The sequence below is a fragment of the Ruegeria sp. SATB027 genome, assembly GCF_059613825.1.
Genome location: NZ_JBXWTH010000004.1, coordinates 23,826 through 36,175 on the forward strand (window position 1 = coordinate 23,826; position 12,350 = coordinate 36,175).

Here is a 12,350-nt window from a genome sequence, read left to right on the forward strand (position 1 = left end):
AACGCGTGGGCCGCATCAATATTGTCGGCGACATCTGACATACTCCGGTACTCCAAAATGGCAACTGTCCTGATATCCGCTTCAACGAAATTCCGATATGTTCCATCCAACGTAGGCTGACTTCCTTGGCCGTGAAATAGGCCAGCGACAGATCGTCAGGGCGATCCTCGGCCATCACCTTGATCAGGAACGCCGCCTGTTCTCGGTTCTTCGATGACTTCGATGACTATAGGTTGCCCGCACCGTCACTGATCCTTCGCTACTGAAGTGGCCCGTCGTTGTGATTGGAAAAACGGAGGAAACACGATGCGAAACAAGTGACAGAACCTGCGACGCCAAGTCAGCGTCGCGCCTGAGTAACGTCGGGCTCAGAGGCCCGTGCAGTCACTCAACCATGCCTATCCGTTCGATCTGCTGCACTAACGTACCACAGCTGATCAGAGCCTGCCCCGTTGTCAGGATCATCTGGGGCAGGATCATCCATTCCAGCGTCCAGGCAACGCCGGAACGTTCCTGCTCGTGCACCAGCGCCTGATGCATGCCCGACAGTTGGGTTGCGTTGAAACGAGCAAGTGCGACCAGCAGTTCCGCGCGGACCGGGTTGCGCTTGTGAGGCATCGCCGAAGAACCGCCGCCACCTGTCAGCGAAACCTCGTCCACCCCCTGCTGGGCCATGAGCGACACGTCCTGACCGATCTTTCCCAACGATCCGGTTATCAATGAAAGCCATGAGGCAAATTCTGCAAGATTGTCCCGGCGGGCATGCCAGTTTGCATCGCAGCTGGCCAGGCCAAGCCCACGGGCCACATGATCTGCGATTACCTGTCCGGATCCGTGCATCGCGGTGCGATCCCCAACGGCACCGCCAAGTTGCAGCACAAGCAATCTGGGCTGCAACTGGGTCAGGCGTTTCTGGTGATCGGCCAATGGCAACCGCCAGTTTCGCAGGCGCGTGGCAACTGAAATCTGCAATGCCGCCTGCATTCGGGTTCGCCCCATCATCACGTGTTCGCCATATGCCTGTTCCAACGCCACAAGCGCATCGATCAGGTCTGAAAGACGGGCCGAAAACACCTCCAGAATGTCCCTGATTGACAAAACCAGAGCGGTGTCGACAACATCCTGCGACGTCATCCCTTTATGCAGCGCGACGTGGCAATGTTCAGGCAATGCCGCTTTGAGCGACCGCACCAGCGCGGGCACCACCACGCCATCCGATGCCGTCCCGTCGCGCAGCGCCTGCATGTCGGGGCGGTGTTGTCGGATGAGTTTTGCCGCGGTTTCCGCCACCTCTTGTGGTACGGTGCCGACCGCCGCCAAAGCCTCTGAATATGCGGCCTCGACGGCCAGCATGTGTCTCAGCTGAGCCTCTGCACCCAGCAACTCTGAGGTCTGTGGGTCCTCAAACAACCCGCTGAGCCAGGGATGAGTGGAAAGCTGTTCCATCTTATGTGTGGCCTTTGAAATGAAGCGAGCGGATATCAATCGTCATGGCACCATTCCTCCCTGCGCTCAAAGAGCCAAAATCTCGCGGGCCTGTTGCCAGGTGGCGACCGGACGTTCGTGCTTTGCGCATAGCTCGGTCACGCGATTGACCAGCGCAGCGTTCGAAGGCGCTAGTGTATTCCGATCCAGCCGGACATTGTCTTCCAAACCTGTCCGCGTGTGTCCGCCCGCAGCAATGGCCCATTCATTTACCACAATCTGGTTTGGACCGATCCCGGCGGCACACCATTCGGCATCCGGTGCGCGATCCTGCATGGATTTTACGTAGAAGTCGAACACGGCCCTGTCGACCGGCATCGCGTTTTTGACACCCATGACAAATTGAACATACAGCTTGCCATACAGCTTGCCTTCCTTGTGCAATCTGATCGCTTGCAGGATGTGGGACAGGTCAAACGCCTCGATCTCGGGTGTAACTTTGTATTTTTGCATCTCGGCTGATAGCCAGTCCACCAGGTCGGGTGGATTTTCATAAACCCGGGTGGGAAAGTTGTTCGACCCAACAGACAGCGAAGCCATGTCAGGTGACAGGGGCAGCATTCCGCCCCTTGCCTGACCGGCGCCTGACCGCCCACCGGTAGAGAACTGGATAATCATTCCGGGGCAGTGTTTTTGCAAACCCTCTTTGAGGAGGGCGAATTTCTCGGGGTCGCTGCTGGGTGACTGATCATCGTTGCGAACATGGGCGTGGACAATGCTGGCCCCAGCCTCGAACGCCTCTTGCGTGCTTTCGACCTGTTCAGCAACCGAGATCGGCACCGCGGGGTTGTTCTTTTTGGTGGGCAGGGAACCAGTGATGGCCACGCAAATGATGCAGGGTTTGGTCATGGTGACTTCCTGAATTAAGTGCCGCCTTGGCAAGGCAGCACCAAGTAATCAGATATCAAAAAAGACGGTCTCATCTTCGCCTTGTATCTTGATATCGAAGCGATAGACAACTTGACCGTCCCGATTGGTGCGTTTGGCCAGCAGCGTTGCGCGGCGGCGTTCCCATTCGATGAGATTAAGGACCGGGTCCTTGCTGTTGGCCTCTTCCTCGTCCTCGAAATAGATACGCGTATTCAGGCCGACATTGATGCCCCGGGCAACAACCCAAAGGTTTATATGAGGTGCTTGCTGGCCCACGTTTCGCCCCGGTGTCGGACCGGGTTTGACAGTGTCGAACGCCCATTCGCCGGTTTCAAAGTTGGTAATGACGCGTCCCCAGCCGCGAAAGCCGTCTTCGACATCGCCGCCGCCCTCAGGATGGGCATAGACGCCCTTGGCATTTGCTTGCCAAGCTTCAAGCAGAACATCCTTGATGGGAGATCCTGCCCCATCCACGACCAGTCCTTCGACCCGAATACGCTCACCCTCAGCATTTGGTCCGGCTATGTCCCAGCCCAATTCCTGCCTGTAGATTTCAAATCCGGCAGCCCCGGGTGCCAGACCGATATGGACGTAAGGCCCGGCTGTTTGCGAGGGGGTTTCCTTCAGATAATTCAGCTGTTGCATCTTCAGTTCCCCTCCAAACGGTTTTCAAACAGGGTCGAGCGCCGACCGCGCAAGACCACGTCAAATTTATAGGCGATGGTATCCAGAGGGATCGTTGAATTCATATCGAGCCGCGAAATCAGGCGGCTGATCGCATCGGCGTCAGGAATAGTTTTCACGATCGGGCACCTGTCGATCAACGGGTCACCTTCGAAATAGCATTGTGTGATCAGGCGCTGTGCAAAACCTGTTCCGAATATCGACATGTGGATATGGGCGGGACGCCAGCTGTTCACCCAATTGCGCCAGGGGTAGGCACCGGGTTTCACGGTGCGGAAGAAATAATAACCGTTTTCATCTGTCAGGATGCGGCCGCAACCACCGAAATTGGGATCGATCGGTGCCAGATAGGTATCTTTCTTGTGTCGATAGCGCCCACCCGCATTCGCCTGCCAGATTTCCACCAACGTATTTGGCACCGGACGTCCGTTTTCATCCAGCACCCTGCCGTGCAGAATGATACGCTCGCCAATCGGGCTTTCACCGGGCTGCGCATAGTTCGAGATCAGGTCGTTATCCAGAGGATCAACATCGTTGTGGCCAAAAACCGGGCCGGTGACCTCACTGATCGAGTTTTGCAGCGAGATCAGCGAATATTGCGGTGAACGGGTCACGCTGGTCTTGTAGTCGGGTGTCAGCGCAGGTGGGTGCCACTCGCGGTCACGCTGGTAGAATTCACCTTGTTTCAACATTGTCGGATCACACTTCCTTTTTCTCTGACTGGGGTTTCTGCGCGTTTCCCATTCAGCCCTGTTCCATTTCATCATAGGTCTGTTTTGCCAGTTTGAGGGCCTGATTGGCGCGTGGCACGCCCGCGTAAATTGCGACGTGCTGAAACGCTTCAAGCACATCCTGCTTACTGGCGCCGGTACGGGCTGTGGCGCGGATGTGCATCGGGATTTCTTCGAAATTGCCCAACGCAGCCAGCAAAGCCAGCGTCAGCATGGATCTCTCACGGTCGCTGATCCCGTCCGAGGCCCAGACGGTGCCCCACGCGCCTTCGGTGATAAGCGTCTGAAATGGACCGTCCAAATCAGACTTGGCGTCTTCGGCGCGATTCACATGGGCATCGCCCAGAATTCTGCGCCGCACTCGCATACCGGACTCGTATTTGTCACTCATTGCGGTTCTCCATCAGGAAGGCGGACAAGTGTTCAGCATAGGTGGCGGGGGCTTCCACACATGGCAGGTGCCCGGTGTTGGGTATTTCGGCATAGCGCGCCCCGGGGATCATAGCACAGGTCTGCCGGACCAGTTCGGGCGGGCAAGCGCGGTCATCTGATCCGGCAATGGCCAGAACCGGCAATCGCAGCGCCCGGGTCATGGGTTCAAGATCAGCATCTGCAATCGCGTTGCAGCATCCCAGGTACCCAGAAACAGGTGTACGTACCAGCATGTTGCGCCAAAGCAGCACGTTATCGGTTGCCCTGAAACCCGCCGCAAACCAACGGTCCAGAATTGCGTCTGCCACAGGCTCGATGCCGGACGACCGGATCGCGCCCATCCGGTCATGCCACATCTGCGCCGTCCCCATTTTCGTGGCGGTGTTGGACAGAACAAGGGCGCGGATCTGGTCCGGTCTGCGCGAAGCCAGCGCCTGACCGATCATGCCGCCAATCGACAGGCCGACAAACACCGTGTCGCGAACCCCGATATGGTCAAGCAAAGCCTCGGCGTCATCCGCCAGCTCAGCCATGCTGTAAAGCGCCTGAGGGCATTCCGACAGGCCGTGACCACGCAGATCGAACCGGATCAGGCGCAGGCCCTTGGGCAGCAAGGGCACAACCTTGTCCCAAAGGCGCAGGTCAGTTCCCAGCGAGTTGGCAAACACCACAGGCGTGCCATCTGGATCGCCATCCTCACGCCAATGCAGGTGAATGTTATCCAGCGCCGCAATCTGCATCAGTAGGGCAGCCCGACGTAGTTTTGTGCAAACACAGATTGGGCCTCTTTGTTTTCGCGCAGGAAATCAATGTCAGCCTTCTGCATTTTCAGGTCAAAGCCGTTCTGTTCCGGAAAACGGTGCAACAGATTGGTCGTGGACCAGCTGAACCGCTCGGCCTTCCAGATCCGGGCCAGCGCTTTTTCGGAATAGCGGTCGATGCCTTCGCTGTCGCGGTCTTCATAGAATTGCAGCAGTGCGTTGTGCAGATAGTGGATGTCGCTTGCCGCCGTGTTAAGCCCCTTGGCCCCTGTGGGGGGCACGATATGCGCGGCATCCCCACACAGGAACAAACGGCCCCAGCGCATTGGTTCGGTCACGAAAGACCGCAGCGCCGCAATTGATTTTTCGACCGATGGCCCGGTAATCAGTGTCTCGGCATATTGCGCGGGGATCCTGCGTTTCAGCTCCTGCCAGAAGGCTTGATCAGTCCAGTCATCGGCACTGTCAGACAGCGAGCATTGAATGTAGTATCGGCTGAGGTTCTCATTGCGCATGGAACAAAGCGCAAAACCGCGTTCCGATCCGGCATATATCAGTTCGTTATGGACCGGGGGTGTTTCGGACAAAACGCCCAGCCAGCCAAACGGATAGACCTTTTCATATTCCCGGCGCACGGTCAGCGGGATGGTTTGACGCGACACCCCATGAAATCCGTCGCAACCGGCGACAAAATCGCAATCAATCCGGTGTCCGGTCTCATCTGCTTGATACGTCACATAGGGTGCATCACTGTCAGCCCCGTGAATCTGAACATCATCGGCGTTGAAAACGATCTTACCGCCCATTGCCTCGCGCGCATCATACAGGTCGCGGGTTACTTCAGTTTGTCCGTAAACAACCACATGACTGCCTGTCAGCTTTTTAAAGTTGATGCCGAATTCGATATCGCCATACGAGATCACTGTGCCGTCATGGACAAAGCATTCCTTGTCCATCCGCTCTGCCACACCGGCTTCGCGCATCAGTTCCACAAAACCGGTTTCCAGAATGCCAGCGCGAATGCGGCCCAGAACATATTCCCTGGTTTTGCGCTCTAACACGATGGTGTCTATGCCCTTGCGGTGCAACAACTGGCTGAGCAAAAGACCTGAGGGTCCACCGCCGATGATCGCGACCTGAACGCGCATGTTGGCTCTCCTGATTTCGCGTATCTAATAATTGAACGCCATATCTCGATATGTAAAATGAGTTCTGCTTGGACTTAGTTGCCGGAATTGGAAAGTAATGATAGATCGCCGCATCAAAGTTAGGCATATTCAATGTTTTATTGAGATATGTCGCGAGAAAAGCCTGAAAGTTGCGGCAGAGAAGCTGTTTCTCACGCAACCGGCGATATCCAAGACACTTAAGGAGCTTGAGGATATTCTGGGCACTGTGCTGTTGTCCCGTAACCGGTCCGGTGTTTCTCTGACGCGGCAGGGTGAAGTGTTTCTGCATTTCGCCGAAATGTCGCTGGCCGCTTTGCAGCAAGGTTTTTCTGGTGTGGAACAGATCGAGGCGCGGGGCAGGGCCAGCCTTCGGGTCGGGGTGCTGCCTTCGGTTGCGGCCCGTTTGATGCCAGCCGTTGCCGCCGAGTTTTCCGAACTTGCGGGCAATGCCCGACTGAGCGTTTTCGACGGTCCACATGGCCATTTGATGGAGCGTCTTCGTCTAGGAGATCTGGAGCTTGTTATCGGGCGTTTGGGTCGCCCTGAAACTATGCAGGGCATTTCCTTTACCCAGCTTTACGAGGAGAAGGTCGTCTTTGTCGTGCGCGCGGATCACCCGCTGCTGAAAGCCCCCGATCTCAGGCGGATTACCGAGTGGCTAGTGCTTTACCCGCCTGAAGGATCGGCAATTCGGCCCTTGGTGGATCGCCTCATGATCGCACATGGGATTGGTGAAATCGAAGATCGTCTGGAAACTGTCTCGGGTGCTTTCGGGCGGGTGTATACCCGGCAGACCGATGCGATCTGGATCATCTCGGCGGGGGTGGTCGCCAATGAAATCAGCGATGGCCACCTTGTGGCGCTGCCGTTTGATACGTCGATCACACGCGGGCCCGTTGGGCTGATGCGTCGGCCTGATCAGGTCCTGTCACCTCAGGCGCAGGTTTTCGGGTTGGCTTTGGACAATGCAATTGCAAGGTTGGGCTTGTCGCCTGATGGTGCGACCTCTGATAACTAAGGCTGGTCCATTCTGCCGGGGTGGCGCGAGGACAGGAGCACAAGATGGATGACAAGGAACACAGAATCCGTGAGGCGATTATCGAGAAATGCCTTTTTCTGAATTCCAGTGGTCTTAGCCAGGGCACATCCGGCAATATCTCGGCCCGATACGAGAACCGGATGCTGATCACACCTTCGGCGACGCCATATGACAAGCTGACCCCCGAGATGATCGTTTCAATGCCATTTGATGGAGACTATGGGACCTGGGATGGCCCGCTCAAACCTTCGACCGAATGGCGGTTTCACTTCGACATTCTAAAGACCCGCCCCGATATGGGCGCGGTGGTCCATGCACATCCGACCTATTGCACGGCGCTGGCGATTGCACACAAAGAAATCCCGGCAGCGCATTACATGGTCGCGGCCTTCGGCGGTCCCAATGTTCGCTGCGCACCCTATGCGCGCTTTGGCACGCCCGAGCTGTCGGAGCTGGCGATCGAAGCGCTGCAAGGTCGAACCGCCTGTCTGCTTGGAAATCATGGGTCCATTGCCATGGGAGAGGACCTGGACAAGGCCATATGGCGCGCAGTCGAGCTGGAAACCATTGCCCGTCAATATTACCTTTCCCTGACCCTCGGTCCGGTGATCCTGACCGATGAACAGATTTCCGAAACGCTATCCGGTTTCGCTTCTTACGGCGTTCAGGACGACTACAAGGACGTCGCAGCAGGCACTGCGCACGAGCAAAATGCGTCTGAACAGAAGTGAGCGCCAGGATGGCCGCGCTGGGGGTCGGTATATTGGGCTCAAGTCCAAAACGTCGCGACGTGATCAGGCGGTTTTCGCCTGTCGGCGTTGGTGTCACGCATCTGGCCATTCGCGCGGATACGGCTGCCTATTGATTTATTGTCGCGCGTAAAGAAAATGTAAGGTCATAGCAAAAGAGTTCCGCAAGCGGGTAGGTATGGTAAAAATAAGAAATATGGAGGAGTTCGCGGCCCTGAGCGGGATTTCTCGGCCAACGGTTTCCAAATATTTCCACGACCCGGAAAGCGTTCGTTCCTCTACGCGGGCGCGTATCGAAGAAGCATTGGAAAAGTTCGATTACCGTCCAAATATCTATGCGGTGAACCAGAACCGAAAGCTGACCAAGAATATCGGTATCGTTGTTCCCTATCTTGCCGATCCATTTTTCGCCGAGATGGCCAGATACCTTGAGCAGAGCTGTATTGCGGCCGGGTATCGTCCATCTCTTTTCAGCTCGCACGGTGAGCAGGAACTCGAGAACGAAATACTCGACAGCCTGCGGTCGCTCAAGCCGGCCGGAGTACTGTTTGCTCCTTTGGGGCGCGGGTCGGACCGAGCTCACATCGAGAAATTTTGCGCCGAGGTGCCAACAGTTCTGTTTGACAGCAACCTCGAAGGTTTGGGTGCAGCCTTTATAGGGTCGGACAATTTCAGTTTTGTTTCCCAAACCGTGGAATACATGACCCGGACGGGTGAACCTCCGTCTTTCTTTGAAATGCGCACGCCAGCAAACCCAAACGCCAACAAGCGACGCAAGGCATATATTGAGGTTATGGAACGTCTGGGGTTCGAGCCCCATGTCATAAAAATCGATGGTGAAGGCTGGGCGTTTGAAGAGATCGGGCATCAGGGTGCATTGAGAGTGTTGGAGAAAGGTGCTCTCAGGACGAATTCAGTTTTGTGCAGCAATGACCGTCTTGCGATCGGATTTCTGGCAGCCTGTTATGAGCAGGGGATTCGGGTTGGGCGAAAGGAAGATTGCTCACTCCGCGTCGCATCAAATGACGACCACCCCTTTGCAAAATTTACCTGCCCATCGCTGACAACAGCTGCGCATGATTATGACAACGTGGCTGGGCGCAGTGTGGATACCTTGTTTGAACTCATTGAAAGCGGAGGAAAATTTGACGATCGGACGGAAACTCTGTTTCCGGCACGGCTTGTCTTGAGAGAATCCGCGTGAACTAAAACTTAACGCGCGTAAAGTTATTATTGACGCCGCGACAATTTATAAACTAGGGTCTCTGTACAGCATCCAAGCTCAGGGAGGACAGGGATGTATTTGAAGAACGCACTTCGTGCGGCGACTGCGTTGACTTTCGTCGCTACGGCAGCAGCCCAAGCGGAAACCATCACGATCGCGACCGTCAACAATGGCGACATGATCCGGATGCAGGGCTACACAGACGATTTCTCTAAAGCGACCGGCATCGATGTCGAGTGGGTGACGCTTGAAGAAAACGTACTGCGTCAGCGCGTGACCACCGACATCACGACCAAGGGCGGTCAGTTCGATATCATGACCATCGGCATGTACGAAACTCCGATCTGGGGCGCGAACGGCTGGCTGGTACCGCTGGACGGTTTGTCCGATGAATATGATGTTGGTGATCTGCTACCTGCGATGGCAGGCGGGTTGAGCCATGATGGCACGCTTTACGCCGCGCCGTTTTATGGCGAAAGCTCGATGATCATGTACCGCACCGACCTGATGGAAAAGGCCGGTCTGGAAATGCCCGAAGCACCTACATGGCAATTCATCCGTGAAGCTGCGGCTGCCATGACCGATCGTGACAACGACATCAACGGCATCTGCCTGCGTGGCAAGGCAGGTTGGGGTGAAGGTGGTGCCTTTATCACCGTGACCGGCAATTCTTTCGGTGCGCGCTGGTTCGATGAAAACTGGAAGCCGCAGTTCGATCAGCCCGAGTGGAAAGAGGCGCTGTCGTTCTTCGTCGACATGATGAGTGAATCCGGCCCAGCTGGCTACGCCACTAACGGTTTCAACGAGAACCTGTCTTTGTTCCAGCAAGGCAAGTGCGGTATGTGGATTGACGCCACCGTCGCCGCATCTTTTGTGACAAATCCGGACGACTCAACCGTAGCTGACAAGGTTGGCTTCGCACTTGCACCAAATTCGGAAGGCGTCGACAAGCGCGCCAATTGGCTTTGGGCTTGGGCGCTGGCGATCCCGGCGGGAACTCAGCAAGAAGATGCAGCCAAGCAGTTCATCGAATGGGCAACCTCGAAAGACTACATCGAGCTGGTGGCTGAAAACGAAGGTTGGGCCAATGTGCCTCCGGGCGCGCGGACCTCGCTTTACGAGAATGACAACTATAAGGAAGTTCCATTCGCAAAAATGACTCTGGAATCGATCCTGATGGCTGACCCGCAGAATTGCTGTGTGCAGCCGACGCCCTATACCGGTGTACAGTTCGTGGCCATTCCGGAATTTGCAGGGATTGCCACACAGGTAAGTCAGGAATTCTCGGCCGTTTATGCCGGGCAGCAAACAGTGGATGAGGCGCTTGCCAAAGCGCAGGCCTTCACAGCAGAAGAGATGGAAGCCGCAGGGTACTGAGGCAACCTTCCCAGCGGGGGGCAGACCTTCTGTCCCCTGCTCCCACTTCCACAATTCGTGTTTTTCTCGCAGGCTGCCTTACGCCTGAACAGAGAGGTCTTGCACAATGGCAACTCAACATTCCAGATCAGTTGCACGCCTGATGATGGCACCCGCAGTGGTGCTGCTGCTTGGCTGGATGCTCGTGCCGCTGACGATGACCCTGTATTTTTCCTTCAAGAAATACCTTCCCTTGCGGGGCGGAGATCTCGGATGGGTGGGTTTCGACAACTATATCCGATTTGTTTCGTCCAGTTCGTTTTGGCCTGCGGTACAGGCAACGCTTGTCATTGTTATCGGCGTGTTGGCGATTACGGTCCTACTGGGCATCCTGCTCGCCATGCTTCTGGATCAACCGATGTGGGGCCAGGGGGTGGTGCGCATCCTCGTTATTGCACCATTCTTTGTTATGCCGACTGTGTCAGCTCTGGTCTGGAAAAACATGTTCATGGACCCGGTCAACGGGTTGCTGGCCCATCTGTGGCGCTTTTTCGGGGCTGAACCGGTCTCGTGGTTGTCCGAAGCTTCAATGACCTCGATTGTCATGATCGTGTCGTGGCAATGGTTGCCATTTGCGACACTGATCCTTTTGACCGCAATCCAGTCGCTGGATAGTGAGCAACTGGAAGCTGCTGAAATGGATGGCGCACCGCCGCTCAAGCGGTTCTACCACATCATTCTGCCGCACCTGAGCCGTGCAATCACAATCGTAATCCTGATCCAGACAATCTTTCTGCTTTCGATCTTTGCCGAGATTTTCGTCACCACCGGCGGGGCATTCGGCACCCGTACACTCACCTACCTGATCTTCCAGCGCGTGTTGGAAAGCCAGAATGTGGGTCTCGGATCAGCCGGAGGTGTCTATGCCATCATTCTCGCCAATATCGTTGCGGTCTTCCTGATGCGCATCGTCGGCAAGAACCTGGACGCGTGAGGAGGTAAAACCATGGCCCGCACCGTCACAATCCAACGCAAGTCGCTGAACACTGCCCTGGCCTGGGCCGTCGGTCTGCTGATCTTTTTCCCGATCCTCTGGACCATCCTGACCAGCTTCAAAACCGAAGCACAGGCCATCGCAAGCCCGCCACTGTTCCTGAACTTCGACTGGACGCTTGAGAACTATGCTGTCGTGCAGGAACGCTCGAACTACATGCGTTTCCTTTGGAACTCGGTCATCATCGCAGGCGGGTCAACCCTGTTGGGTGTGATCATTGCCGTACCGGCAGCATGGGCAATGGCGTTTGTTCCTTCGAAACGTACAAAGGACATTTTGCTTTGGATGCTCTCGACTAAGATGTTGCCGGCGGTCGGTGTCCTTTACCCGATCTACCTGCTGTTCATCCGTCTGGGGCTGCTTGATACACGAGGTGGACTGGTTGTCGTGTTGATGCTGATCAACTTGCCGATCATCGTCTGGATGCTCTACACCTACTTTCGCGAAATTCCGGGTGAAATCCTTGAAGCCGCGCGGATGGACGGGGCAACGCTGAAAGAGGAAATCCTGCACATCCTGACACCCATGGCTGTACCGGGCATCGCTTCGACTGTTTTGCTGAACTTCATTCTTGCCTGGAACGAGGCATTCTGGACCCTCAACCTGACAGCCGTTGACGCGGCCCCGCTGACCGCATTTATCGCCAGCTATTCCAGCCCCGAGGGCCTATTCTTTGCCAAGCTCAGCGCGGCTTCGACAATGGCCATTGCACCGATCCTGATCCTTGGCTGGTTTAGCCAGAAACAACTTGTCCGCGGCCTGACTTTTGGCGCTGTGAAATAAGGAAAACTTCTC

General features: G+C 55.8%; 14 protein-coding genes. 7 read left to right on the top strand and 7 right to left on the bottom strand.

From position 1 onward, the window contains the following. Positions 1 to 384: 384 nt before the first annotated feature. From AC2FPW_RS00170 to pobA, 7 genes are all read right to left on the bottom strand, one after another. Entirely contained in the window at positions 385 to 1,446 is a 1,062-nt protein-coding gene (locus tag AC2FPW_RS00170; protein ID WP_496812177.1) for a 3-carboxy-cis,cis-muconate cycloisomerase, read from the bottom strand. Positions 1,447 to 1,512: 66 nt separating this feature from the next. Next, positions 1,513 to 2,334 carry a 3-oxoadipate:acetyl-CoA acetyltransferase gene (locus AC2FPW_RS00175; RefSeq protein ID WP_496812178.1) on the bottom strand — a complete coding sequence of 274 codons (822 nt, stop codon included), beginning with the start codon at positions 2,332 to 2,334 and terminating at the stop codon, positions 1,513 to 1,515. Positions 2,335 to 2,382: 48 nt separating this feature from the next. After that, positions 2,383 to 3,000 (bottom strand): protocatechuate 3,4-dioxygenase subunit alpha, encoded by a 618-nt coding sequence (gene pcaG, locus AC2FPW_RS00180; protein WP_480488799.1) that lies wholly within the window; start codon positions 2,998 to 3,000, stop codon positions 2,383 to 2,385. A gap of 2 nt (positions 3,001 to 3,002) precedes the next feature. Continuing rightward, positions 3,003 to 3,731, bottom strand: coding sequence for a protocatechuate 3,4-dioxygenase subunit beta (gene pcaH / locus AC2FPW_RS00185; RefSeq protein ID WP_496812179.1), 729 nt, complete (start codon positions 3,729 to 3,731; stop codon positions 3,003 to 3,005). Between the two features lie 52 nt (positions 3,732 to 3,783). Further along, the gene (gene pcaC / locus AC2FPW_RS00190) at positions 3,784 to 4,161 is read right to left on the bottom strand and encodes a 4-carboxymuconolactone decarboxylase (RefSeq protein ID WP_496812180.1); all 378 of its coding nucleotides are present in this window, start codon (positions 4,159 to 4,161) and stop codon (positions 3,784 to 3,786) included. After that, a complete protein-coding gene (gene pcaD, locus AC2FPW_RS00195; protein WP_496812181.1) occupies positions 4,154 to 4,942 on the bottom strand; it encodes a 3-oxoadipate enol-lactonase in 789 nt (262 codons plus the stop codon). The genes pcaC and pcaD overlap by 8 nt, the downstream gene beginning before the upstream one ends. Beyond that, entirely contained in the window at positions 4,942 to 6,111 is a 1,170-nt protein-coding gene (gene pobA, locus AC2FPW_RS00200) for a 4-hydroxybenzoate 3-monooxygenase (RefSeq protein ID WP_496812182.1), read from the bottom strand. Before pobA ends, pcaD begins: the two co-directional genes overlap by 1 nt. Positions 6,112 to 6,208: 97 nt before the next feature. Here pobA and pcaQ point away from each other — a divergent pair, with 97 nt between their 5' ends. From pcaQ to AC2FPW_RS00235, 7 genes are all read left to right on the top strand, one after another. Further along, the gene (gene pcaQ, locus AC2FPW_RS00205) at positions 6,209 to 7,150 is read left to right on the top strand and encodes a pca operon transcription factor PcaQ (protein ID WP_496812183.1); all 942 of its coding nucleotides are present in this window, start codon (positions 6,209 to 6,211) and stop codon (positions 7,148 to 7,150) included. Between the two features lie 44 nt (positions 7,151 to 7,194). Next, a complete protein-coding gene (locus tag AC2FPW_RS00210; RefSeq protein ID WP_496812184.1) occupies positions 7,195 to 7,902 on the top strand; it encodes a class II aldolase/adducin family protein in 708 nt (235 codons plus the stop codon). 8 nt (positions 7,903 to 7,910) lie between these two features. After that, positions 7,911 to 8,036 carry a hypothetical protein gene (locus tag AC2FPW_RS00215; RefSeq protein ID WP_496812185.1) on the top strand — a complete coding sequence of 42 codons (126 nt, stop codon included), beginning with the start codon at positions 7,911 to 7,913 and terminating at the stop codon, positions 8,034 to 8,036. Between the two features lie 62 nt (positions 8,037 to 8,098). Continuing rightward, positions 8,099 to 9,124, top strand: a complete 1,026-nt coding sequence (locus AC2FPW_RS00220) for a LacI family DNA-binding transcriptional regulator (RefSeq protein WP_480774344.1) — start codon at positions 8,099 to 8,101, stop codon at positions 9,122 to 9,124. A gap of 93 nt (positions 9,125 to 9,217) precedes the next feature. After that, positions 9,218 to 10,522: an ABC transporter substrate-binding protein gene (locus tag AC2FPW_RS00225; protein WP_496812186.1), complete on the top strand. Its 1,305-nt coding sequence runs from the start codon at positions 9,218 to 9,220 to the stop codon at positions 10,520 to 10,522. A 106-nt stretch (positions 10,523 to 10,628) separates the two neighbouring features. Continuing rightward, entirely contained in the window at positions 10,629 to 11,495 is an 867-nt protein-coding gene (locus AC2FPW_RS00230) for a carbohydrate ABC transporter permease (RefSeq protein WP_496812187.1), read from the top strand. A gap of 12 nt (positions 11,496 to 11,507) precedes the next feature. Next, positions 11,508 to 12,338 (top strand): carbohydrate ABC transporter permease, encoded by an 831-nt coding sequence (locus tag AC2FPW_RS00235; protein ID WP_209506825.1) that lies wholly within the window; start codon positions 11,508 to 11,510, stop codon positions 12,336 to 12,338. The last annotated feature ends 12 nt before the right edge of the window (positions 12,339 to 12,350 follow it).

Coding starts and splice junctions, on each gene's coding strand:
- pcaG (WP_480488799.1), bottom strand. CDS start 3,000: ATGCAACAGCTGAATTATCTGAAGGAAACCCCCTCGCAAACAGCCGGG.
- pcaC (WP_496812180.1), bottom strand. CDS start 4,161: ATGAGTGACAAATACGAGTCCGGTATGCGAGTGCGGCGCAGAATTCTG.
- AC2FPW_RS00220 (WP_480774344.1), top strand. CDS start 8,099: ATGGTAAAAATAAGAAATATGGAGGAGTTCGCGGCCCTGAGCGGGATT.
- AC2FPW_RS00175 (WP_496812178.1), bottom strand. CDS start 2,334: ATGACCAAACCCTGCATCATTTGCGTGGCCATCACTGGTTCCCTGCCC.
- pcaH (WP_496812179.1), bottom strand. CDS start 3,731: ATGTTGAAACAAGGTGAATTCTACCAGCGTGACCGCGAGTGGCACCCA.
- AC2FPW_RS00215 (WP_496812185.1), top strand. CDS start 7,911: ATGGCCGCGCTGGGGGTCGGTATATTGGGCTCAAGTCCAAAACGTCGC.
- AC2FPW_RS00225 (WP_496812186.1), top strand. CDS start 9,218: ATGTATTTGAAGAACGCACTTCGTGCGGCGACTGCGTTGACTTTCGTC.
- AC2FPW_RS00230 (WP_496812187.1), top strand. CDS start 10,629: ATGGCAACTCAACATTCCAGATCAGTTGCACGCCTGATGATGGCACCC.
- AC2FPW_RS00170 (WP_496812177.1), bottom strand. CDS start 1,446: ATGGAACAGCTTTCCACTCATCCCTGGCTCAGCGGGTTGTTTGAGGAC.
- AC2FPW_RS00235 (WP_209506825.1), top strand. CDS start 11,508: ATGGCCCGCACCGTCACAATCCAACGCAAGTCGCTGAACACTGCCCTG.
- AC2FPW_RS00210 (WP_496812184.1), top strand. CDS start 7,195: ATGGATGACAAGGAACACAGAATCCGTGAGGCGATTATCGAGAAATGC.
- pcaQ (WP_496812183.1), top strand. CDS start 6,209: ATGATAGATCGCCGCATCAAAGTTAGGCATATTCAATGTTTTATTGAG.
- pcaD (WP_496812181.1), bottom strand. CDS start 4,942: ATGCAGATTGCGGCGCTGGATAACATTCACCTGCATTGGCGTGAGGAT.
- pobA (WP_496812182.1), bottom strand. CDS start 6,111: ATGCGCGTTCAGGTCGCGATCATCGGCGGTGGACCCTCAGGTCTTTTG.